Origin of the sequence: Anoxybacteroides tepidamans (assembly GCF_014201465.1) — a bacterium.
In the GTDB taxonomy this organism is placed as follows: Bacteria; Bacillota; Bacilli; order Bacillales; family Anoxybacillaceae; genus Anoxybacteroides; species Anoxybacteroides tepidamans.
Window position 1 is genome coordinate 45,960 of the sequence record NZ_JACHEP010000009.1, and the last position, 22,599, is coordinate 68,558.

Sequence of the window (22,599 nt, forward strand, 5' to 3'; positions counted from 1 at the left end):
ATGTCGAGAATGGAGGGAGGATTTGATGGAGCAGAACGGACTTGTTCCAAAAGATATGCAAATAGTGCGAAAAGCCGTATTGATCATCAGCGCAGCGATTGTTTTGATCGTGGCGGCGATCGTTGTAGGAAGTTATATATATATTAAGTCCGCATTGCAGCCGGTCAATCCGAACGACAAAAGTGTTGTTCATATATCGATTCCGATCGGTTCTTCTGTGAGCGATATTGCGGCGAAACTGGAGAAAAACGGGGTCATTAAAAGCGCCGCCGTGTTTCGCTATTATGTCAAATTTAAAAATCATGCCGATTTCCAAGCGGGGGATTACAAACTGACTAGGGCGATGACGTTAGAGGAGATTATCGCTGCTTTAAAAACGGGAAAAGTCGTGGAAGAAATGAAATTGAAAATCACGATTCCGGAAGGAAAACAATTGACACAAATCGCTACCATTATTGCCCAAAAAACAGGATATAAACAAGAAGATGTGATGAAAAAGCTGAATGACCGCTCATACATTCAAGAACTGATTCAAAAATATCCAATGGTTTTATCAACGGAAGTACTAAATAAAAATATTCGGTATCCGCTCGAAGGATATTTATTCCCGGCCACGTACTCTTTTCCGGAAGAAAAACCACCGCTTCCAACGATCATTGAAGCGATGATTGCCAAAACGGCGGATGTGCTGGCGAAATACGAAGTTGAAATGGGGGATATGGACTTTACTCCGCATCGGCTGTTGACGATGGCGTCGTTAATTGAAGCGGAAGCAACAGAAAAAGCCGATCGACAAAAAATTGCGAGCGTGTTTTATAACCGCTTGCGCATCGGCATGCCGTTGCAAACAGATCCGACCGTTCTTTATGCGCTCGGAAAGCATAAGGAGCGCGTCTATTATGAAGACTTAAAAGTGAACTCTCCTTACAATACGTACATTCATCAAGGGCTGCCGCCGGGCCCGATTGCCAGTCCAGGAGAAATGTCGATTCAAGCAGCGCTCGAACCAGCGGAAACAACTTACCTTTATTTTTTGGCTACTCCAGCAGGAGATGTCATCTTTACGAACACTTTGGCGGAACATAACCGCGAAAAAGCAAAATATATTAGAAAAGAATAAAAATCTTCGCATTTCGTTTCGTTTTATGATAGTATATATAAAGTTATGGGTATATCTCATTATATATTCCCTTCATAAGAGTCTGTTTCGGACTCTTATTTTTACGAGGAGGAATTGTATTGTTATCAGAGGAACTGGTGCGGTATGTAGAAACGCTCATCCCCAACCGTGAGCCCATCGTTCAGGAGATGGAAGCGTATGCCAAAGAACATCGCGTGCCGATTATGGACATCATCGGGATCGAAGCGATGCTGTATATATTACAGATTATTCAGCCAAAGAGCATTTTTGAAATTGGTACCGCGATTGGTTATTCGGCGATTCGTATGGCGATGAAGCTGCCGGATGCGCGCATCGTGACAGTTGAACGGGATCAAGAGCGATATGAACGGGCGCTTTTTTATATGGAACGAACTAAAACGTGCGATCAAATTGATGTGTTGTTTGGTGATGCGCTTGAATTATACAATGAAGTGGAAAAGCACGCGCCGTTTGATGTCATGTTTATCGACGCGGCAAAAGGGCAATATGAGCGTTTTTTTCGCATGTATGAACCGCTTTTAGCTGACGGCGGCGTTGTGATTACGGATAACGTGCTATTTAAAGGGCTTGTCGCAGCTGATGCACCGATTGAAAATAAACGAATGCGCCAATTAGCGAAAAAAATTCGCGAATATAACGAATGGCTGATGCGCCGCCTAGACTATGACACCGTCATTTTACCAATCGGCGACGGCATTGCTATATCGAAAAAACGAGGTGAAATGAAGTGAAAAAACCGGAATTGTTAGTCACCCCAACGAGCGTTGCTCATATTCATGGCCTTGCGAAAGCAGGGGCGGATGCGGTATTAATTGGCGAGCAGCGCTACGGGTTGCGGCTTGCTGGCGAGTTTACCCGAAAAGACGTTCGAGAAGCGGTAGATGTGGCGCGCGGGTATGGCATTCGCGTATATGTGGCGATGAATGCCCTTTTTCATAACGACAAAGTCGATGAACTCGGCGATTACGTTCGCTTTTTGGCAGATACAGGTGTCGATGCGATCGTATTTGGCGACCCTGCTGTGTTAATGACCGTGAGGGAAACCGCGCCGCATATGAAACTGCATTGGAATACAGAAACGACGGCAACGAACTGGTATGCGTGTAACTATTGGGGGCGAAAAGGAGCGAAGCGTGCTGTGTTGGCCCGCGAGTTGAACATGGACGCAATCATCGAAATTAAACAACATGCCGAAGTCGAAATTGAAGTGCAAGTGCATGGCATGGCGTGCATGTTCCAGTCGAAGCGTTCATTGATTGGCAACTATTTCGAATATCAAGGAAAAGTAATGGAAATCGAGAAAAAGAAATATGAAAAAGGCATGTTTTTATACGATAAAGAACGCGATAACAAATACCCGATTTTCGAAGACGAAAACGGCACGCACATTATGAGCCCGAACGACATTTGCATTATTGACGAGCTCGAAGACATGGTCGATGCGGGCATTGACAGCTTTAAAATTGATGGCGTGCTTCATGAACAGGACTACATTACAAAAGTGACGCAGTTGTATCGCCGCGCGATTGATTTATGCGCCGAACATCGAGAGCGATACGAAGCGGAAAAAGGACAGCTACTTGCGCAAATCGAAGCGATTCAGCCGAAACATCGCCCGTTAGATACAGGATTTTTCTTTAAAGAAACGGTGTACTAAATGAACGAGAAGGGGGGATGAATGATGTTGAAAAATGATAAAATTTCCAAAATCATTGACGGGAAGCGCGTCATCGTGAAAAAGCCCGAACTATTGGCGCCGGCCGGAAACCTCGAAAAGCTCAAAGTGGCCGTTCATTACGGAGCAGACGCCGTCTTTATCGGCGGGCAAGAATACGGGCTTCGTTCGAATGCCGATAATTTTACGCTCGAAGAAATGGCGGAAGGCGTCCGTTTTGCGAGCCAATATGGTGCGAAAATTTATGTGACGACGAACATTTATGCCCATAACGAAAATATGCCGGGATTGGAAGAGTATTTACAAGGCCTTCAAGAAGCCGGCGTGCACGGCATTATCGTCGCTGACCCACTCATTATTGAAGCGGCTCGCCGCGTCGCACCGAAACTCGAAGTGCATTTAAGTACGCAACAGTCGCTTACAAACTGGAAAGCGGTGCAGTTTTGGAAAGAAGAAGGGCTCGAGCGTGTCGTGCTCGCCCGCGAAACGAGCGCCGAAGAAATTCGTGAAATTAAAGAGAAAGTGGATATCGAAATTGAAGCGTTTATCCACGGGGCGATGTGTATTGCCTATTCTGGTCGGTGTGTATTAAGCAACCATATGACTGCCCGCGACTCAAACCGCGGCGGCTGCTGTCAATCGTGCCGCTGGGACTATGACTTGTACAAGCTCGATGGCGATCGCGAAATCGCTTTATTTGATGAAAACGATGATCCGTTTGCGATGAGCCCGAAAGACCTCAATCTCATTCAATCGATTCCGAAAATGATTGAATTAGGCATCGATAGCTTGAAAATTGAAGGACGGATGAAATCCATTCACTATGTTGCGACCGTCGTCAGCGTATACCGCAAAGTCATCGATGCGTATTGTGCCGACCCGGACAACTTTGTCATTCGCCAAGAATGGCTCGATGAGCTCGACAAATGCGCCAATCGCGATACAGCGCCGGCCTTTTTTGAAGGAGTGCCGGGCTATAAAGAGCAAATGTTTGGCATCCACAGCAAAAAAACGACGTACGACTTCGCCGGCTTTGTATTGGATTACGACCGCGAAACGAAAATCGTGACATTGCAACAGCGCAACTTCTTTAAGCCGGGCGATACGGTCGAATTTTTCGGACCAGAAATTGAAAACTTTACGCAAACGGTCGGAACGATTTGGGACGAAGATGGAAACGAGCTCGATGCAGCGCGCCACCCGCTGCAAATCGTGAAATTTAAAGTGGAGAAAGAAGTCTTCCCATACAACATGATGAGAAAGGAGCAATAAGATGGGGAAGAAACCGGTTGTCATCGGAGTCGCGGGTGGCTCCGGTTCGGGGAAAACGAGCGTTGCGAAAGCGATTTATGAACATTTTCAAGGGCATTCGATTTTAATGCTCGAGCAAGACTATTATTACAAGGATCAAAGCCATCTTCCATTTGAAGAGCGGCTGAAAACGAACTACGATCATCCGCTTGCTTTTGATAACGACTTATTAATCGAGCATCTTCATAAACTGCTGAATTACGAACCGATTGAAAAACCGGTGTATGATTATACGCTCCATACTCGAGCGAACGAAGTCATTTATGTCGAACCGAAAGATGTCATTATTTTAGAAGGCATTCTCGTATTGGAAGACGAACGATTGCGCAATTTAATGGATATTAAAGTATATGTTGACACCGATGCCGACATTCGCATCATTCGCCGCTTATTGCGCGACATTAATGAACGCGGGCGGACGTTAGAATCAGTTATTGACCAATACGTTAACGTCGTTCGTCCGATGCACAATCAGTTTATTGAGCCGACAAAGCGGTATGCCGACATTATTATCCCGGAAGGCGGACATAATCATGTGGCCATCGATTTAATGGTTACAAAAATTCGAACAATTCTTGAACAAAAGTCTTTTTTGTAATAACATAACATAGATACCATTATATACTTTATCGTTTTTGGCTAAAGTTGGCGTACCGCAGTTATCGATCTCGTTTGTACGAACGCATTCAGCCGTTCGTACCTTTTCTATACATAAAAATAACAAGGAGGTAAGGATATGGCGAATGAGAAACAATATCCGATGACAAAAGAAGGGAAAGAGAAGCTGGAACAAGAATTGGAATATTTAAAAACGGTGAAGCGAAAAGAAGTCGTTGAGCGCATTAAAATTGCCCGCGGATTTGGCGATCTTTCTGAGAACTCTGAGTACGATGCGGCAAAAGACGAGCAAGCGTTCGTGGAAGCGCGCATTCAAACGCTCGAAAACATGATTCGCAATGCGCAAATTATTGAAGAAGATACAACGAATCCGGATGTCGTATCGCTTGGAAAATCGGTGACGTTCATCGAGCTGCCGGATGGCGAAGAAGAAACGTATACGATCGTCGGCAGCGCCGAAGCCGATCCATTTGAAGGAAAAATTTCCAACGATTCTCCGATTGCGAAATCGCTTATTGGCAAAAAAGTCGGCGATGAAGTGAGCGTGCAAACACCAGGCGGAGAAATGCTCGTGAAAATCGTGGCGGTGAAATAGGTTTTAAACTGGCACACCTCGTCAACAATGAAGACGAGGTGTTTTTTATGCGGAAAAACAGAACGATTGCAATTTTGTTGCTTATTCAGCTCGGCATCTTTCTCTTAATTGGCCGGCTTGTTCAGCTTCAATTAGTGAGCACCGAATCGTTTTCAAAAAAACATGTGAACTTAATCGAAGCTAGCGTCGCCCAGCGGACGCAAGAAATGGTTGTGAGCGACGGGCGCGGAACGTTTGTCGACCGCAATGGTAAACCGCTCGTCGAACAGGAAATCCCTGTCCTTGTTTTATTTCCGTTTTTAAAAACGATGGACTGGCCGGTCGAAACGGTAGCCAACATTCTTCATGTTTCTGATAGCACAATTGTTGCGCAAATTCAACAAGCGAAGGAACCGTTTGTCTTTTCGAGCGGGGCGGAACCGTTTTCGTTGACGGATGCGCAAATGGACAAAATCAATAAACTTCATCTTCCCGGGGTGCTTGCGGTGAAAAAACAATATCCGCTCGTTCGTCTGTACGCAGCCCAACTGATCGGCTTTACGCGCGAAGATCCGCAGCTGTTGCGAGCTCGTTACGGTGATCGTTCTCTCTCGCCGCAAACAAAAATCGGCATTCACGGCTTGCAAAAAGCGTTCGATGAATTTTTGCTTCCGGAAGGTGAAACGCGGCTTTTATACCACGTCGATGCGGAAGGAGGGCCGCTCTTTGGCATCGATGTCAAGTACAGCGACCCCGGAAACCCGTTTTATCCGATTTCCGTGCAAACGACGATTGATCGCGATTTGCAACAAATGGCTGAAGATGTACTAGAGGAACATCAGCTGAAAAAAGGCGGCGTGGTACTGCTGGATGTGGCAACCAATAGCATATTAGCGATGGCAAGCCGTCCGGCGATGAACCCGCGCGATCCGTATAAAAACAATGGCGCAGAAAATCAGATGCTATTGCCGCAAATTCCGGGATCGGTGTTTAAAACCGTTATTGCCGCTGCGGCGATCGAAACAGGAATCGCAACAAAAAGACGAACATTTAACTGCAGCAGAAAAATTGACGGAACGACTCCAGATACTGAGCATGCATACGGGATGCTGTCTTTTGAAAAAAGTTTTGCGGTTAGCTGCAACAACGCCTTCGCTACGTTAGGAAAACAGCTGGTCGAACAAAACAAAGACATCATTGAACAATATGCGCAAAAACTCGGGCTGTATCCGCTCGCCGGCTGGCAAGGCGATGTGTACCACATCGCCGATTTTCGCCAGCTTCCGGAAGAAAAGAGCGGCACGATTTGGTACGACAAAAGCGACAAATACGTTCCGCTTGCCGTCGCACAAACGTCGATCGGCCAAAAAAACGTCCGCGTTTCCCCGCTGGCTGTCGCGAATATGATGGCAACAATCGCTAGAGATGGAGAAGCAAAGCAAGTGCGGACTGTCAGTAAAATGGTGTATAAAAACGGGACAACGTTTTTTACTTTTCCGGAACAGCCGTTTACTTCTGAAGAACCGATTTCGCTTTCGACGGCAATGAAGTTAAAAGAACTGTTACGCAGCGTCGTTACCGACGAGCGCGGCACCGGACGGCGGTTTCAGACGCTTCCTTATGCGGTGGCGGGAAAGTCAGGAACGGCGCAAACCGGAAAAACGACACCACAAGGCGAAGCGCTCATTAATAAATGGTTTGCCGGCTATTTTCCGGCGCAATCGCCGAAATATGCGCTCGTCGTCGTCGATTTGGAAAGCCCAAGTTCACAAGCTGTGACAAATGATGTATTTGATGACCTTGTCAAGAGAATATATGAGTGGGAAGCGAAGCAAAACGCACAGGACGTAAATCCGAAATGACAAGGCGGCCTATTGTATACTAAAATAAATACGACCGCAAGAACAAAGGGAGGGATGGCGCTTGGCTAATATGCATTCCCGTTTCGAACAGCGCGCCAAACGGCGGAAAATCAACCGACTATTAAACGTCGCACTCGCGTTCGTGCTTCTGTTGATCGTCTTTTTCAGCTGGCAGCTGTTTTTTGCAAACGACAGCGAACCGAACCAAGCATCTGAGCGAAAAACGAATGTAGCGGAAGCGAAAAAACCGAAGGACGATCAAGTCGAAGTCGAAATTGGCGGCGCGCTGCAAAACAACAACGAAACAGATCAGCCATCATCGGAACAAACCAAGTCCTCGCAACAAGTAATTGAAACGGCAGGCGATCCGGCTTCAGGAGTCGAAAAAGAAATTGTCGATCCGTCATGGCAGCCGATCGGCACAACGCAGTCCGAGCCGCATGTCACGATGTTTGACGAAAACTCTGTCGATTGGAAAGAAATGCTCGATGCGGTGAGCTATGCGACCGGCCTAGCGCGCGACAATATGATCGTCTGGTTTATCGGCAACAACGGTCCGAATAAAGCCGTAGCTACCGTATCGCCAAAAGATAAAAGCGTGAAATATAAAGTGTATATTGCTTGGGTGGAACATCAAGGCTGGAAGCCGGAAAAAATCGAGCAGTTGAAACAATAGCGGATTCCCCGATGGCGGGACATCCGCTCATTTTTTTGCTTTGAAGTGAACAACGGCACTGTAAAAACGCTGCCCGTTTTCTGTGACATGCATTTGGTGCGACACGTGATGTACTTCTAACATAAGCGCTTTATTTTGTTCAATTTGTTCGTTTATTTTTTTCTCTAACGTCTTTAAATCCGCTGCTTCAAAAAATTCTACCTTATCTTGAATGAGATCAAACGTAAGCATCGTTCTCCTCCTTTCCATCTGTAGTTTAGCATATTTCCATTGAAGAAACGAAAAAAGTGTGGTAGAAAACAGAACGTTATTTAACATAATTTCCTAAGAAGTTTCCTATCTCTAAACGGAGGATAGGTGGGAGAGGTTCATATACAGTCGTTGCCAAAAGCGGAAACGTAGTGCTAGAGTTTGGGGTTGGCACAGGCAACTTAATGAAAAAACTGCTTGTTGAAGCAGGAAAAACGGTATACGGCATTGAGCCGTCGGCGCCAATGCGGGAATTAGCGCTGGAGAAGTTAGCAGGTGCGTCGATACAGGACAGCGACTTTTTACATTTCCCGTTGCTGAATGATCGTTAGTACATACGCCTTTCACCATTTAACTGAAAGCGATTAGTAAGTGTGGCAAGCTGTTGAATAAAGGTGGTAAAATAGTGTTTACGGATACAGCCTTTGTCAATCATCAAACTCACGACCAAATGATTGCCGGCGCAAAAGCGAAAGGCTTTCACGATTTAGCCGAAGATTTAGAGCGTGAAATTATACACATTGCCGGCGCTAGATCATATGTTTGTGAACAACGGTTTTTCGGTTTCATTTGGTTGATCGAGGCTGTGAAACAATAAGTGAAAGAGGTAGAAAGAATGAAAGTAGCAATCATTGGCGCAATGGAAGAAGAAGTTGCGATTTTACGGGAGAAAATCGATAGCCGCGAGGACACGGTCGTCGCGAATTGTGAATTTTACACAGGAACGTTAAACGGCGTCGATGTCATTTTATTAAAATCCGGCATCGGCAAAGTCAATGCGGCAATGTCAACGACGATTTTGTTAGAACGTTTTCAACCGGATGTTGTCATTAACACCGGTTCAGCCGGCGGCTTTTTGTCTTCATTAAATGTGGGCGATATCGTTATTTCAACGGAAGTCGTCCATCATGATGTCGATGTGACCGCTTTTGGCTACGCATACGGTCAAGTGCCGGGCATGCCGGCTCGTTATACGGCGGATACGAAGCTAATTGAAGCGGCGGAAAAAAGCGCGGCGCACATTCGCGACATTCAAGTCGTGAAAGGTTTAATCGCCACAGGAGATTCGTTTATGAACGATCCCGCGCGTGTTGAATTCGTCCGCACGCAATTTTCGAACCTTTATGCGGTGGAAATGGAAGCGGCGGCGATTGCGCAAGTGTGCTTCCAGTTTGGCGTTCCGTTCGTCGTCATTCGCGCGCTTTCGGACATTGCCGGCAAAGAATCAAACGTATCGTTCGAACAGTTTTTGCATAAAGCAGCACTTCATTCATCTGAACTTGTGCAGGCGATGTTGGACGAATTAAAACGTTCATAAGGAGAGTCCCCCTCTCCTTATTTTCATCTTTAAGAGGTGGCACCTGAAAGTAGCGAAAAATATTCACGAGCTTGTCGGCCATACGCCGCTTATGGAAATTACGCACTTTCCGCTTCCGGAAGGAGTACGTATTTTTGCCAAGCTCGAATATTTCAACCCCGGAGGAAGCATTAAAGACCGTTTAGGACAAGAATTGTTGCGCGATGCTCTGGAAATAGGAAAGCTAAAAGAAGGCGGGACGATTATTGAAACGACGGCCGGCAATACCGGAATCGGGCTAGCACTAGCGGCCATCAGCAAAAACGTCAACGTTATTTTTTGCGTTCCGGCGCGTGAAAGAGCTGGCGCAAAAAGAAGGACTGCTTGCCGGAAGATTGTCCGGCACAGTGTTTCATGCGGCGCTTTTGGAAGCCGAACAGGCAAAACCGGGCACGAATATCGTCGTCATTTTTCCAGATAGCAGCGAGCGGTATTTAAGCAAAAATATTTATGAAGGCGGGATGTAACGTGAGAAGAAAAACGAAATTCATTCATGGTGGCATTGTCGGTGACCCGCATACCGGGGCGGTGTCGGTGCCGATTTATCAAGTGAGCACGTATAAGCAAGAAGGAGTCGGCGGACATAAAGGGTACGAATATTCACGAACGGGCAACCCGACGCGCCATGCATTAGAGGAGTTAATAAAAGATGTAGAAGAAGGATACGCTGGCTTTGCGTTTGGCTCAGGGATGGCGGCGATTACAGCAGTGATGATGCTCTTTAACAGCGGCGACCATGTCATTTTAACCGACGATGTGTACGGCGGTACATATCGCGTCATGACGAAAGTATTAAACCGTCTCGGCATTGAATCGGCGTTTGTCGATACGAGCGATTTAGCGAATATTGAACAGCATCTTCAACCAAACACGAAAGCAATTTACATTGAAACACCGACAAACCCGCTATTGAAAATTACTGATCTTGAAGGAGCGGCTAGATTGGCGAAGAAATACGGGCTGCTTACGATCGTCGATAATACGTTTAGCACGCCGTATTGGCAAACGCCCCTTGCGCTCGGTACCGATATTGTCGTGCATAGTGCGACGAAATATTTAGGCGGTCATAGCGACGTTGTGGCTGGACTTGTCGTCGTCAACTCGGAAAAACTTGCAACCGACTTACATTTTATTCAAAACGCAACGGGCGGCATTCTCGGCCCACAAGATTCATGGCTGCTTATGCGCGGCATCAAGACGCTCGGCATTCGGATGGAAGAGCATGAGGCGAATACAAGAAAAATCGTTGACTTTTTAGTGAACCATCCAGCGGTGCAAAAAGTGTACTATCCAGGGCTTGAAACGCATCCGAACTACGAGATCGCGAAAAAACAAATGCGCGGTTTTGGCGGCATGGTATCGTTTGACGTTGGTAGCGCTGAAAAAGCGGAGCAAGTATTAACCCGCGTCCGCTACTTTACATTAGCCGAAAGTTTAGGTGCGGTGGAAAGCTTAATTTCCCTCCCGGCGAAAATGACGCATGCGTCGATTCCGAAAGAGCGCCGCGACGAGCTTGGCATTACTGACGGACTGATCCGCATTTCGGTCGGGTTAGAAGATGCGGACGATTTAATCGAAGACTTGGCGCAAGCATTGGCATAAATTACATCGCCCCCTTTCGCGTTTCCTATGGTACATTGAAGAAAGGAAAGGGGGACGGTTGTTGTGGATGAACAAAAGCGAAATTGGTTAGGAAAAGCGCGTGACTATAAAGCATACAGTCTCGTCTTATTTGCGCTTAGCGCATTTTTATATATCGGCACACTCATCCCGAATGCCATCGACGGAACGAAGCGACTACTCGTACTTGGAGCAGTGTTCGTTCTCATGCTCGCTTCTATTTTTTTCTCGCATCGGTCAAACGTATACGTACGGAAACTAGAAGATGACGAACACGCGCTATAAATTCGAACGGAACAAAAACAACAGAAAAGTACGTGAACGGGTCATCCCAGTAACCATCGGCTTATTATATACAACAGTCTCTGAACAGGGGGGTGTTTTTTATTTTGGAAACTAAAACGCCAGCATCTAGCACGCTGGCGTTTTTCGTATGGCTTAACCTTTCAAGAGTTCATGTACGTCTTTTTCTGTCATATCGAGGATATTCGCAATTTCCGCGACGCTCATACCTTTTTCATTCATTTTTCTAATCGCTTCCTGCATCCCCTCTTGACGTCCTTCTTCTCGGCTGCTACGAATGTTCGATAGCTGATCAAGGAGCCACTTCAGCCGCATTTCGTATGCATAACGGTTTTCGGGGGTAACACTTAAATTTTGCCATTCCTCTAACGCTTCTAAAATTTCTTGTTCTGTCATCGCGATTCCCTCCAATTCGCGAACCATCTCTTCGTCGATTTTTTTCGTTCGGCTGTCCACCGCCGACAACATCGTCAACCAAGGCCATTCAGGCGATTGTTTCACTTCCCGACGGTATTTCTTCCATTTTACCATAAATTGTGACAAATCAAGCACATGAAATTCAAGGTGATGGCTCCAAAGGAACTGTTCTCCATCTTCGCGAATGTGAAAGACGGTATGGAAGCGATCTGTTTCGTGTGGAAAGAGAGGATAGTTGAGGATGGCGATCATAATAAGGGAAATGCAAATGTGGGAAATTGAATTTTGCAGCACATTTTTGACGAAAATAGGCGTAATAAAGAAGGAAATGGAGAATTTTGTAGATGAAAATTGAATTTTCGATAGAATATTTCTCACCAGTCCGCCACATATTTGACATCTATTAAGATGGGGGCGATGCGAAATCAAATCCACCTACTTTTCCCTCCCTTTTCACGCAATTTTCACCATCGGCTAGTAAACTGTAAACAGTACGAGCGATGTTCGCTAAAAGTAGAAAAGGTTAGGAGGAAATGAAGTGAGGAAAAATTATGTAAAGATCGTGCTTGATTTATTGCTCGCGATTACGTTTGTGTTATTATTAATGAACCCGAGGGTGTTCAACGGCTTGCCGTTTCACGAAATTGCTGGGACTGTGATTGGCATCGCGATTCTTGTCCATATCGGATTAAACTATCGTTGGGTAATTAACACGACGAAAAAAATTTTTTCTTCCGAACTTCCGAAGAAAACGAGAATAGGCTTTTTCTTAAATGTGTTGTTGTTGCTGTCGATGGCAACGGTTATTGTATCGGGAATTTTGATTTCGCGCGTCGTGTTTCCAAACCTTGCGCTAGAAGGGAATCACTTCGTTCGCGGAATTCACAACCTTTCCGCCAACACGACGCTTGCACTAGTCGGTCTTCATCTCGGCTTACATTGGCAGTGGATAATGGGCGTTAGTAAAAAAGTGTTCAAAACAAAGGATGGAACGTGGCGAAAAGGAATGATTGCTTCTAGCGTGCTGACGTTTGCCCTTTTGGCGGGCGGAATGTATTGGATTTCCCAAAACGTAAAACCGAGTGAAGGGGACTTCAAACCGAGATTCGCGGAACAAAACGCGTTCACTTTTGCTGGACAAGGAGCGCCAACCCCACCTGATGGAGAATTTCGCGACGGCAAATTCCGCAAAGAACGCGGCAGCAGCAACCCACTGCTTGTCTTACTCAACTACTTTGCCATTTGGGCGGTGATTATCGTCCCTACTTACAAAATTTTAGCGAGAAAGCCCCTGCCTAAAGGCTAGGGATGAATCGCTGATTTTTTTGAATCAATTTATTAGATATGTTCCATTTATCTAATATTTATGGTATATTTCATATAGAGGTGATTGATTTTGGAAAACAAAAAATACACCCATAAAAAAGGAATTGTCTATCTCAATCAATATCATATTGTATTCTGTCCAAAATACCGAAGAAAAGTATTGGTCGGAGATATTGAGCGAGATTTAAAAGAAATTTTTTATCAAGTTGCCAAAGAACACGATGTAGAAATGAAAGCGTTAGAAGTCATGCCAGATCATGTGCACTTGTTTATTTCTTTTGATCCTAGACAACATTTGCATAAAATCATTCAAGCGTTTAAAGGAACAAGTAGCCGAATATTAAGAGAAAAATATCCTTCATTAAAAAGCAGATTACCGTCGTTATGGACGAGAAGTTATTTTTGTTGCACAGTTGGATATATTTCAGAAGATGCCATAAAGCAATATATTGAAAATCAAAAAAACGTGTAAAGGGAGGTGTATCGCATTGGCAAAATCAAAAACAAAAAGTTATGTGTTGACGTTAAAACTAAAAACAGAAAGATGGCAAGAACATGTGCTTGAAAAGCGATTCGAAATCGCAAGAAAGTTATATAATGCTTGCTTGCGTGAATGTCTAAAGCGATATAAAAAATTACAACACGATCGCGAATATAAACAAGTCATTCAACAACCAACATCAAAAGAAAAAAACAAAATACTAAATGAATTGTATCGTTTTTATGGTGTAACTGAATACGCCTTGCACGATTTTATCAAGCCAATGCGATATCCTTTTAAAAAACACATAGATTCTCATACGGCGCAAAAGATCGCTACACGAGCGTGGTTGGCTTTTGAAAAATTGGCATTTGGAAACGCCAATCAAGTGTATTTTAAAAAACAAAACGAAATGGATTCCGTAGAAAGCAAAACAAACGAAACAGGGATTCGTTTTAAAGATGGTCGCCTTTTATGGCATGAGCTATCTATTCCTGTTATTGTTCGTAAAAACGATATATACGCACATATCGCTTTGCAAGACCGAGTAAAATATTGCCGTATTGTTCGCAAACGAATCAGAGGAAAAATAAAATATGATATTCAGCTTATTCTTGAGGGCATCCCCCCTAAAAAAATGAATAAAGAAACAGGAAACATGAAGTATCCGCTTGGTCAAGGTGATGTTGGCATCGACATTGGAACGCAAACAATTGCTGTCTGTTCAACAAACGATGTCAAGTTGTTTATGCTTGCGCCAAGCGTAGAAAACCTCGAAAAGCAGAAACGAGTGCTTCTTCGCAAACTAGACCGCCAAAGACGAGCAAATAACCCCCATAAATACAATGAAGATGGCACCATAAAAAAAGAAGACAACAAAGAAAAATGGATTTGGAGCAAAAACTATATAAAAACAAAAAATCAACTAGCTGAACTACAACGAAAGATGGCAGACAAAAGAAAACAAGACCACCATCGACTAGCGAATTGGATGATTACGCTTGGTGATTGTTTCAAAGTAGAAACAATGAACTTTAAAGCACTTCAAAAAAGAGCCAAAGAAACAAAAGTCGATGCCAACGGAAAATACAAAAAGAAAAAACGATTTGGAAAAAGCATTGCGAATCGTGCGCCAAGTTTGTTTTTGAACATATTGAATCAAAAACTACAATACGAAAATAAACCGCTTCATTTTGTTGATACATTCAGCGTAAAAGCAAGTCAATACGACCATCAAAACAACGAGTACAAAAAGAAAACACTTTCTCAACGATGGCATGAAACAAATGGGTGTAAAATACAACGTGATTTATATAGCGCATTTTTAATCATGAACGTTAAAGATAACCGAAAAGAAATAGACCAACAAAAATGTTTAGACAGATGGGATAGCTTTATCCATCTACACAATAAAGAAATGGAACGACTTCGTCTTCATCCATGTGTTGTAAGTAGCATGGGAGTTTAAATCGTGTTCAGCGTCTTGAATCGGGCGCACAGGGCGCAAAGCACTCGTGAAGTGTTTGCCCATGAAAGTCTTGCGGAACAAGGGTGAGTTCTGCACGCAGGTGTACGAGAAACCCTTTTGTACGCAAGAACCCCGTGACTTTAGTCGTTGGGAGATTCAGTATCTAGAAAAACGGATGTTGAAAAATAAACGGGCAAAGGAAGCAAGTGTGTAAACTTGCTATTGCTAGGCTAGCAAAGGTTATTTGTGGTAAACTAATGAGGGGGAGCACGGGGAGTTGCTCTCCTTGTTTATTATGGGCATATAGAGAAGGAGGAATAAACCGATGAATAAAAAGTTTCCAGAAGGATTTTTATGGGGAGGGGCGACGGCTGCCAATCAAATTGAAGGTGGATGGAATGAAGGAAATAAAGGTTTGAGTATTGCCGATGTTCTTCCCGGTGGGAAAGAACGGGTAAAACTATTGAAAGAACCTGGTTTTACCTTTGAAATCGACAACGAAACATATACTTATCCAAACCATGAAGCGATTGACTTTTATCATCGGTATAAAGAGGATATTGCCCTGTTTGCGGAAATGGGGTTTAAAGCGTTTCGCATGTCGATTGCGTGGACGCGCATCTTCCCGAACGGCACGGAATCGGAACCGAATGAAGAAGGGCTTGCCTTCTATGACCGGGTGTTCGATGAGTTACATAAATACGGGATTGAGCCTGTTGTGACGATTTCCCACTACGAAATGCCGCTAACGCTCGTAAAAGAATATGGCGGTTGGCGAAGCCGGGAACTTGTGACGTTTTTTGAACGTTATGCCAAAGCTATTTTTCACCGGTACAAAGATAAAGTGAAATATTGGATGACGTTTAACGAAATTAACGGTGCCCTCCATTTTCCGATGATGAGCATGGGATTTGTGCCGAAAAAGGAAGAAAAGCACCAAGAGCTGTTTCAAGCGTTTCACCATCAATTTGTGGCCAGCAGTCTTGCCGTCAAAGCGTGCCGTGAGATCATTCCCGATGCAAAAATTGGCTGCATGATTCTCGCTGCACCGGTGTATCCGTATGACTGCCATCCGGAAAACGTCATGTATGCGTTGCAGGAAGAGCGATTGTTCAATTATTTTTGCGCAGATGTCCAAGTGCGCGGGGAATATCCGTCGTTCATTCAGCGCTTTTTTGACGAACATCACGTCACCGTTGATATTCGCGAAGGGGATTTACAATTAATCAAAGAGCATACCGTTGATTACATTGGCCTTAGTTACTACATGTCCATTACGCAGAAAAAAGACAAAACAGAGCAGGAGAAGGTTCCTGGGAACATTCTTGAAGGAGTGAAAAACCCGTTCCTAAAAGCGAGTGACTGGGGCTGGGAAATTGATCCGACCGGTTTGCGCATTATCTTGAATCGGCTTTATGATCGCTACCAAGTACCGCTGTTCGTTGTCGAAAACGGCTTGGGAGCCTATGATAAAATGGAGGAAGACGGCTCGATTAACGACGACTATCGTATAGAATATTTACGGAGCCACATTGAAGCGATGCGTGAAGCGCTAAAAGACGGAGTGGAGCTCATGGGCTACACGACATGGGGATGCATCGACTTAGTCAGTGCCTCTACCGGCGAATTTTCCAAACGATACGGTTTTATTTACGTCGATAAACATGACGACGGCAGCGGAACATTGGAACGCAAGAAGAAAAAGTCGTTTTTCTGGTACAAAAACGTCATCGCCACAAATGGGGAACAGTTATAATTGTAAAGGGCATCTTTGCCAATGGAAGCGGTCAATGAACGAAAAAGGCGAGCAGCGATAGGTGTTGTTTTCTAGAAACATAAAAACAACAAACAGCCTCTAGATGGGGCTGTTTTTTATTATTGTAACCGAGAAGCCCCCACTTCCGCTGCAGGCAAGTGGGAGAGGAGGTCTAAAAATAATAATAGAAATTTTATTTATTGTCGGCATATAATAATAAATGCATGCGCTAAGAAAAAAGAGGAATATTTCGAACAATTGAGAATAAGTATATTAAACGTTTGCAATTAATAATAAATGCCGACCTTTAGGTAAAAAAAGTGGTGATACAATGAGTAGAGAAGTGAACAAGCTCATAAAAGATATTTTTGCGCGGAAAAAAGGAATTGCTAGGACAGAAGACTTAACGAGAGAAGGAGTAAGCAAATATTATATTCGAAAGTACGAGCAAAGTGGAGAAATCATTAGGATAAAACGAGGGATTTATCGTTATGCTGAGTTTGAAAATGATCAACATGCCGAAATGATTGAAGTAGCGAAAGTGATCCCGAATGGTGTTCTTTGTCTTTTGTCGGCATTGTCTTTTTATGAGTTAACCACCTATAATCCGTGGGAATATCAAATCGCTATTGAAAGAAAATCAAGGAAACCGAGATTACCAGATTATCCACCAATTAAAGTTTTTTACTTTTCAAAAAAACAGTTTGAATATGGAATGGAAGAAGTGGAGGTAGGCGGCCATAAAATAAGTATCTATAATCGTGAAAAAACAATTTGCGATATTATTCGATACAGAGAAAAAATAGGGATCGATTTAATGAAAGAAGGCTTGCGAAATTATTTGCAAAGTCCGGAAAAAAATATCAATAAATTGATGGAATGTGCGGAAGTAATGCGCGTCAAGACGGTTTTACTCAAATACTTAGAGGTGCTTTTGTAATGGGAGATGTGAAAAATATACCTGCATCAGTTAGCGAACGATTAAAAAATATTGCTAAACAAAGCGGGAAAACCTTTGATTCCATTTTACTGCTATATTTTCAAGAAAGGTTGCTATATCGGCTTTCTATTTCCCGCTATCGGGAACAATTTGTTTTAAAGGGCGGTCTCTTTTTGTTTTCTCTAACACAATTCAAATCTAGACCAACGAAAGATATCGATTTTTTAGCCAGACAAATTTCGAATGATATTCAATATATCAAGTCTGCGTTTGAGTCTGTTTGTGCGTTACCTGTGGAAGAGGATGGAGTCGAATTTGATGTAAATGGCATTACTGCTGAACGAATCAAAGAGGGTGCTAATTATGAAGGGGTACGTATTAAAATCCTAGCATCACTTGGTAGAATGAAGAAGCAATTACAGCTAGATATTGGGTTTGGTGATGTGGTTATTCCAAAATCACAAGATATACAATATCCTACTTTGCTAAATATGCAACCTCCAGAAATTCGAGTCTATTCAACTTATTCAGTGATAGCTGAAAAATTCGAGGCAATGATTTCATTATCAGTTGTGAATAGCAGAATGAAGGATTTTTATGATATTTTCACGCTTTTATCAACCGAGAATTTTGATGGACGTGTTTTGTGGGAGGCAATCTTTGAAACGTTTCAAAGACGTGGGACGAATTTAGAAAAAGAGCACCCTATATTTTCTCCTTCTTTTGTAGAAGATGAAGGAAGAATAAAGCAGTGGAAGGCATTTTTACGAAGGATAGGTGTGCAAGAAAATTTAGCGTTCTCCTTAGTAATGGGAAGAATTAGGGATTTTCTTTTTCCGATATATGACTCCATTTTACATGAAACGGAGTTTTTTAAAACGTGGAATCGCCAAACTTTTCAATGGGAGTAATTTTACATTTCCATTCGCTTTTCCTTATTCGCTTAAACGATTCGCTTTCACTTTCGCTTCGGAAAGGGCAGGGCTTCCTGTTCTTTTTTGTTTTTTAAAATCATAGATAACGAATTTTGTCGAATTTGTTCACACGAAAGTTATCTAGTAGTAAAATAAAGGAAAGATAGAAGCTGCAGGAGGGTAACATCATGGATTCCATTCAATTTCAAGATAAAGTGTCGTTTATATGGGCGAATGCAGATTTATTGCGCGGAGATTATAAACAATCGGAATACGGAAAAGTCATTCTGCCTTTGACCGTGATTCGGCGTATTGATGCGGTGCTAGAGCCGACAAAAGAAGCGGTTCTTTCGCAATTGGAAGAATTAAAAGCGATGGGAATGACGATTGAAGACGGGGATTTTTTACTTCAACAAGCAGCGGAACAGCCTTTTTACAATACGTCGAATTTTACGCTTAAAAAGTTACTGGAAAACTTTATTCGCTCCAAAACCCCGCAGGCATTAAAAAGCTTCCTAGCAACAAAAAACTCCAACGAACAGCTATTTAAGCGGCTATTTACGGACAAAGACTTTCAAGAAACGGTGCTGCATGCGTTCTTAAATGAGGTGTATGAGGCGGCGCGAAGCATCGAAATAGAGGAATAAATTTGATAAAGTCCTAGCTTTGGAAATGCTAGGGCTATTCATTATGAAACGGAGGAAAGGCATGGACGAGCTACTGCGTTGTATTGAAGAATATCTTACCGGCAAATTATCGGCAGAACAATTTTCTTACGATTTCCCTTCTATATACTTTCAGTTTCTTGAAGAAATCATAGATGAACAGTACATCGACGCATTTGATGATATTTCAGAAGCATGTGGCTGGTACGAACCAGATCCGATTCATAGAATAGATTGCGATGAATACATCGGGGCAGAAGAGTTGAGAAAAACAGTAGAAGAAAAATACAGTTTCATTAAAAATTTTTTAGATGTTGAATAGTTAGACGTCGTTCCTATACACGTCCCTAAGATGTACCTAATTGGTTTACATAGCGAAAAAAGCATAATCAATAATTCATTTACAAAAATAAATTTATCATGTTAATATTATTGTGTAATGTATTTTATTAACGTAATACGTTAATAAAATGTTGTAGGGGTCGGAAATGGATATTTCGTTCAAAAACAAAAAAATGGAAAAAGTGCTTAATTCCAATTCAGCAATGCAAAAAGAATATGGTCAGCTGACAAGAAAAATTCAACAAAGGCTAGCCGAATTAAGAGCAGCTCCTTGCTTAAATGATATTAGTCATTTACCACCTCCTCGCCTTCATCAACTAGAAGGTGAAAGAGATGAGCAATTTGCTGTTGATGTAAAACACCCTTTTCGAATAGTCTTTGTTCCTAATCATGATCCTATTCCTAGAAAACCCGACGGAGGAATAGATCGTTCAATGGTTACGGCGATCAAAATTATTGAAGTTGGAGTGGATTACCATGGTAAATAAATTTAATCCTGATTATATCATTCCTCCTGGAGAAACTTTAGCTGAGCTACTGGACTATTATGGAATGACACAAGCTGAATTAGCCAATAGAATTGGTAAAACAACAAAAACTGTAAATGAAATTATTAAAGGTAAAGCACCTATTACTCCGGAAACAGCTTTGCAGTTGGAAAAAGTTTTCAACGTGAGTGCAGCTTTTTGGAACAATCTTGAAAGCAATTATCGTCAATTATTGGCGAAAAAAGCGGAAAATGAACATCTCCAAAGGCAAATAGACCAGTTAGAAAAATTTCCGATCACATTTATGACTAAAAATAGGTGGATAGAAAAACATACTGATGAAATAAAGCAACTTGAAGAATTGTTTAAGTTTTTTGGTGTGGCCTCGTTTGAAGCTTTCGAAAAAGTATGTCAAATAAGATTGTCTAATCCAGATACGGCATTTAGACAAACGGGTGCTTTTGAGATAAACCGAGAATCTGTTGCTGTTTGGTTAAGAAGGGGGGAGATATTAGCGCGTGAGATCGAGTGTGAACCTTATAATGAAAAAAAATTTAAAGAAGCATTATTGGAAATTAGAAAATTTACGTCGGAAACCCCAGATATTTTTGTCCCTAAGTTGGTTAGATTATGTTCGCAATGTGGTGTAGCTGTTGTTTTTGTTCCCGAAACTCCAAAAAGCCGTGTTAGCGGAGCTACTAAATGGTTAAATCCACAGAAAGCGCTAATCCAACTTAGCTTTCGGTACAGAAGAAATGATTCTCTATGGTTTACATTTTTTCATGAGGCTGGACACATTTTGCTTCACAGTAAAAAAGAAACATTTGTTGATCTCGAAGACAATAACGAGAAGGGGGATTTAGAAGAAGAAGCTAATCAGTTTGCGGCCAACTTTTTAATTTCTCCATCAAAATATAAAAAATTTATTGAAGCGAATGATTTTTCAACACAATCTATCTGTTCATTTGCAGACGAATTACAAATTGCCCCTGGAATTGTGGTAGGTAGACTCCAGCATGATGGTATAATTCCTTTTCGATCTATACTGAATAAATTAAAAATTTCTTATCGATGGGATAATGAATAGAGAAAGCTCTGCCTCAAGAGAGAGGGAGCTTTTATTTTTTAGAGCTTTTTTGATAGATATTCACTTTCTCTCCGCAGCTACCCGCCTTTTAGCTACTTCACGCTCTTTCCAAGGAATAATTTTTCCCTCAACGTATGTAATATCAGACGTTTTCATCCGATAAACATCTGCTTGTTGCAGCGCATCATTCGTAAACGTGCCTGATGTAATAAACCAAGTGGCAACACAGCGATGGTTTTTTTAGCGCTGTCAAGCTCTCTCATTTCTTTCACAGTTATTTGATTTTTAGATTTATAACGATGTTTTACTTGAACAGCAATCTTTACCCCATCAGATTTATTCGTTAAAACCATATCGACACCACCGTCTTTTGCTTCCGGTGTTTTCACTGGTTTGTAACCGATTGCTTTAAAATAAAGAAATACAAGTTGTTCAAATTCAAGATCGGATAACTGATTCAGCGGTTGTATTTGCTAATTGAATTTTGAGCCACTCCGATTACATCCTTGTGAGCCACTTAAAAATTGACAAATGGTAAATCTGGGGCGTCTTGACATGTAGCCTCTAGAGGCATGATTTCACTCGAAAGGCGACACATCAAGGTGTTTCGATAGGCAACAAGCCTATCATGCCTCTCACTCCATATCAAGACGGTGTTTTCGCTGGAAATGGAGTGGCTCACGTTTTTACGAGCGAAGTGGCTCAATTTTATGTTAGCAAAAACAGGTAACTGCAAAATCATATCATCCGAACGAATGTTGTATTTTCGTGCTCGATCACTTGAAGAAGAGGGAGTTGCTTCGGCTGTTCGCTGCCTAGATGAAGGCAGTTTGTCAGTTTTTTTCATACTCTTTTTTTGCGGAAGTCCTGTATACGGATTTTTATTTTTGTTTTCTTTTTTGCGCATGTCAGGCACATAAGATGCGGCTTTTGCTCCTAAAGCTACAGACATAAAAATAACAGCTATTAAGAAATAAAAACTGAGATGAAACTGCCACCATATGCTAAATCCGCATAAAAAGACAAGACCGCTCACCGCTCCAAAAACAGTATCTTTTCTTTGTTTTTTTGTTTGCTTTGGCAATTTCATTTCTCCTTTTCAAAAGATTTATACATAAATTTTACCATGTTGTTTTCTGTCATGTCTCTATCTTTTAATGATGGATTGAAACGAAGAAGATGAATTTTTGTAGAGAGTAACGACAACCCCTGTTTGCTAGAAACATAAAAACAACAAACAGCCTCTGGATGGGGCTGTTTTTTTATGAAAAATGTTTATATTTGACAAAAAACGACAACATTTTCCGT

The 22,599-nt window shown here is 42.5% G+C and carries 25 protein-coding genes and 2 pseudogenes; 23 read left to right on the plus strand and 4 right to left on the minus strand.

Annotation, left to right across the window (positions count from 1 at the left end):
• Nucleotides 1-25: 25 nt before the first annotated feature.
• The 8 genes from mltG (at nt 26) to HNQ34_RS09510 (ending at nt 7,878) form a co-directional block, all read left to right on the plus strand.
• Nucleotides 26-1,120 carry an endolytic transglycosylase MltG gene (gene mltG / locus HNQ34_RS09475; RefSeq protein ID WP_183253920.1) on the plus strand — a complete coding sequence of 365 codons (1,095 nt, stop codon included), beginning with the start codon at nt 26-28 and terminating at the stop codon, nt 1,118-1,120.
• Nucleotides 1,121-1,239: 119 nt separating this feature from the next.
• A complete protein-coding gene (locus HNQ34_RS09480; protein ID WP_183253922.1) occupies nt 1,240-1,893 on the plus strand; it encodes an O-methyltransferase in 654 nt (217 codons plus the stop codon).
• Nucleotides 1,890-2,819 carry a peptidase U32 family protein gene (locus tag HNQ34_RS09485; RefSeq protein WP_183253924.1) on the plus strand — a complete coding sequence of 310 codons (930 nt, stop codon included), beginning with the start codon at nt 1,890-1,892 and terminating at the stop codon, nt 2,817-2,819. Before HNQ34_RS09480 ends, HNQ34_RS09485 begins: the two co-directional genes overlap by 4 nt.
• A gap of 21 nt (nt 2,820-2,840) precedes the next feature.
• Entirely contained in the window at nt 2,841-4,109 is a 1,269-nt protein-coding gene (locus HNQ34_RS09490) for a peptidase U32 family protein (protein ID WP_183253926.1), read from the plus strand.
• Nucleotide 4,110: 1 nt separating this feature from the next.
• The gene (udk, locus tag HNQ34_RS09495; protein WP_183253928.1) at nt 4,111-4,746 is read left to right on the plus strand and encodes a uridine kinase; all 636 of its coding nucleotides are present in this window, start codon (nt 4,111-4,113) and stop codon (nt 4,744-4,746) included.
• 138 nt (nt 4,747-4,884) lie between these two features.
• A complete protein-coding gene (gene greA, locus HNQ34_RS09500; RefSeq protein ID WP_183253930.1) occupies nt 4,885-5,361 on the plus strand; it encodes a transcription elongation factor GreA in 477 nt (158 codons plus the stop codon).
• A gap of 47 nt (nt 5,362-5,408) precedes the next feature.
• Nucleotides 5,409-7,202 (plus strand): peptidoglycan D,D-transpeptidase FtsI family protein, encoded by a 1,794-nt coding sequence (locus tag HNQ34_RS09505; RefSeq protein WP_183253931.1) that lies wholly within the window; start codon nt 5,409-5,411, stop codon nt 7,200-7,202.
• 70 nt (nt 7,203-7,272) lie between these two features.
• Nucleotides 7,273-7,878, plus strand: a complete 606-nt coding sequence (locus tag HNQ34_RS09510; RefSeq protein ID WP_183254041.1) for a YrrS family protein — start codon at nt 7,273-7,275, stop codon at nt 7,876-7,878.
• A 27-nt stretch (nt 7,879-7,905) separates the two neighbouring features.
• Here the strand turns inward: HNQ34_RS09510 and HNQ34_RS09515 are convergent, their stop codons facing one another.
• Nucleotides 7,906-8,109 (minus strand): YrzA family protein, encoded by a 204-nt coding sequence (locus HNQ34_RS09515; RefSeq protein ID WP_183253933.1) that lies wholly within the window; start codon nt 8,107-8,109, stop codon nt 7,906-7,908.
• A 143-nt stretch (nt 8,110-8,252) separates the two neighbouring features.
• Between HNQ34_RS09515 and HNQ34_RS09520 the strand changes: the two are divergent.
• The 5 genes and pseudogenes from HNQ34_RS09520 to HNQ34_RS17495 all read left to right on the plus strand — a co-directional run.
• Nucleotides 8,253-8,705, plus strand: a pseudogene (locus HNQ34_RS09520) (class I SAM-dependent methyltransferase); the annotation flags it as partial.
• Nucleotides 8,706-8,743: 38 nt separating this feature from the next.
• Nucleotides 8,744-9,445 (plus strand): 5'-methylthioadenosine/S-adenosylhomocysteine nucleosidase, encoded by a 702-nt coding sequence (gene mtnN, locus HNQ34_RS09525; protein ID WP_183253935.1) that lies wholly within the window; start codon nt 8,744-8,746, stop codon nt 9,443-9,445.
• 43 nt (nt 9,446-9,488) lie between these two features.
• Nucleotides 9,489-9,951, plus strand: a pseudogene (locus HNQ34_RS09530) (pyridoxal-phosphate dependent enzyme).
• A gap of 1 nt (nt 9,952) precedes the next feature.
• Nucleotides 9,953-11,086, plus strand: coding sequence for a bifunctional cystathionine gamma-lyase/homocysteine desulfhydrase (locus HNQ34_RS09535; protein WP_183253938.1), 1,134 nt, complete (start codon nt 9,953-9,955; stop codon nt 11,084-11,086).
• Nucleotides 11,087-11,149: 63 nt separating this feature from the next.
• Nucleotides 11,150-11,389, plus strand: a complete 240-nt coding sequence (locus HNQ34_RS17495) for a YrhC family protein (RefSeq protein WP_183253940.1) — start codon at nt 11,150-11,152, stop codon at nt 11,387-11,389.
• A gap of 153 nt (nt 11,390-11,542) precedes the next feature.
• Here the strand turns inward: HNQ34_RS17495 and HNQ34_RS09545 are convergent, their stop codons facing one another.
• Nucleotides 11,543-12,202 (minus strand): Rpn family recombination-promoting nuclease/putative transposase, encoded by a 660-nt coding sequence (locus HNQ34_RS09545; RefSeq protein ID WP_312856116.1) that lies wholly within the window; start codon nt 12,200-12,202, stop codon nt 11,543-11,545.
• Nucleotides 12,203-12,362: 160 nt separating this feature from the next.
• Between HNQ34_RS09545 and HNQ34_RS09550 the strand changes: the two genes are divergently transcribed.
• From HNQ34_RS09550 to HNQ34_RS09595, 10 genes are all read left to right on the plus strand, one after another.
• On the plus strand, nt 12,363-13,130 hold the full coding sequence (locus HNQ34_RS09550; RefSeq protein WP_183253942.1) for a DUF4405 domain-containing protein: 768 nt from the start codon (nt 12,363-12,365) through the stop codon (nt 13,128-13,130).
• Between the two features lie 90 nt (nt 13,131-13,220).
• Nucleotides 13,221-13,622: an IS200/IS605 family transposase gene (gene tnpA, locus HNQ34_RS09555; RefSeq protein WP_183253943.1), complete on the plus strand. Its 402-nt coding sequence runs from the start codon at nt 13,221-13,223 to the stop codon at nt 13,620-13,622.
• Between the two features lie 16 nt (nt 13,623-13,638).
• Complete coding sequence (locus HNQ34_RS09560) at nt 13,639-15,099, plus strand: transposase (protein ID WP_183253946.1); 1,461 nt, start codon at nt 13,639-13,641, stop codon at nt 15,097-15,099.
• Between the two features lie 325 nt (nt 15,100-15,424).
• Nucleotides 15,425-16,855 carry a glycoside hydrolase family 1 protein gene (locus HNQ34_RS09565; RefSeq protein ID WP_183253948.1) on the plus strand — a complete coding sequence of 477 codons (1,431 nt, stop codon included), beginning with the start codon at nt 15,425-15,427 and terminating at the stop codon, nt 16,853-16,855.
• 331 nt (nt 16,856-17,186) lie between these two features.
• Nucleotides 17,187-17,795 carry a type IV toxin-antitoxin system AbiEi family antitoxin domain-containing protein gene (locus tag HNQ34_RS09570; RefSeq protein ID WP_183253950.1) on the plus strand — a complete coding sequence of 203 codons (609 nt, stop codon included), beginning with the start codon at nt 17,187-17,189 and terminating at the stop codon, nt 17,793-17,795.
• Complete coding sequence (locus tag HNQ34_RS09575; protein WP_183253952.1) at nt 17,795-18,706, plus strand: nucleotidyl transferase AbiEii/AbiGii toxin family protein; 912 nt, start codon at nt 17,795-17,797, stop codon at nt 18,704-18,706. Before HNQ34_RS09570 ends, HNQ34_RS09575 begins: the two co-directional genes overlap by 1 nt.
• Before the next feature lie 191 nt (nt 18,707-18,897).
• Nucleotides 18,898-19,356, plus strand: coding sequence for a type I restriction-modification system subunit M N-terminal domain-containing protein (locus HNQ34_RS17500; RefSeq protein WP_246364026.1), 459 nt, complete (start codon nt 18,898-18,900; stop codon nt 19,354-19,356).
• A gap of 61 nt (nt 19,357-19,417) precedes the next feature.
• Entirely contained in the window at nt 19,418-19,696 is a 279-nt protein-coding gene (locus tag HNQ34_RS09585; protein WP_183253954.1) for a hypothetical protein, read from the plus strand.
• 166 nt (nt 19,697-19,862) lie between these two features.
• On the plus strand, nt 19,863-20,204 hold the full coding sequence (locus tag HNQ34_RS09590; protein WP_183253956.1) for a type II toxin-antitoxin system RelE/ParE family toxin: 342 nt from the start codon (nt 19,863-19,865) through the stop codon (nt 20,202-20,204).
• Nucleotides 20,194-21,291 (plus strand): HigA family addiction module antitoxin, encoded by a 1,098-nt coding sequence (locus HNQ34_RS09595; protein ID WP_183253958.1) that lies wholly within the window; start codon nt 20,194-20,196, stop codon nt 21,289-21,291. The genes HNQ34_RS09590 and HNQ34_RS09595 overlap by 11 nt, the downstream gene beginning before the upstream one ends.
• 152 nt (nt 21,292-21,443) lie before the next feature.
• Here the strand turns inward: HNQ34_RS09595 and HNQ34_RS09600 are convergent, their stop codons facing one another.
• A complete protein-coding gene (locus HNQ34_RS09600; RefSeq protein ID WP_312856118.1) occupies nt 21,444-21,761 on the minus strand; it encodes a restriction endonuclease in 318 nt (105 codons plus the stop codon).
• A 47-nt stretch (nt 21,762-21,808) separates the two neighbouring features.
• Nucleotides 21,809-22,375, minus strand: a complete 567-nt coding sequence (locus HNQ34_RS09605) for a hypothetical protein (protein ID WP_183253960.1) — start codon at nt 22,373-22,375, stop codon at nt 21,809-21,811.
• Nucleotides 22,376-22,599: the final 224 nt, after the last annotated feature.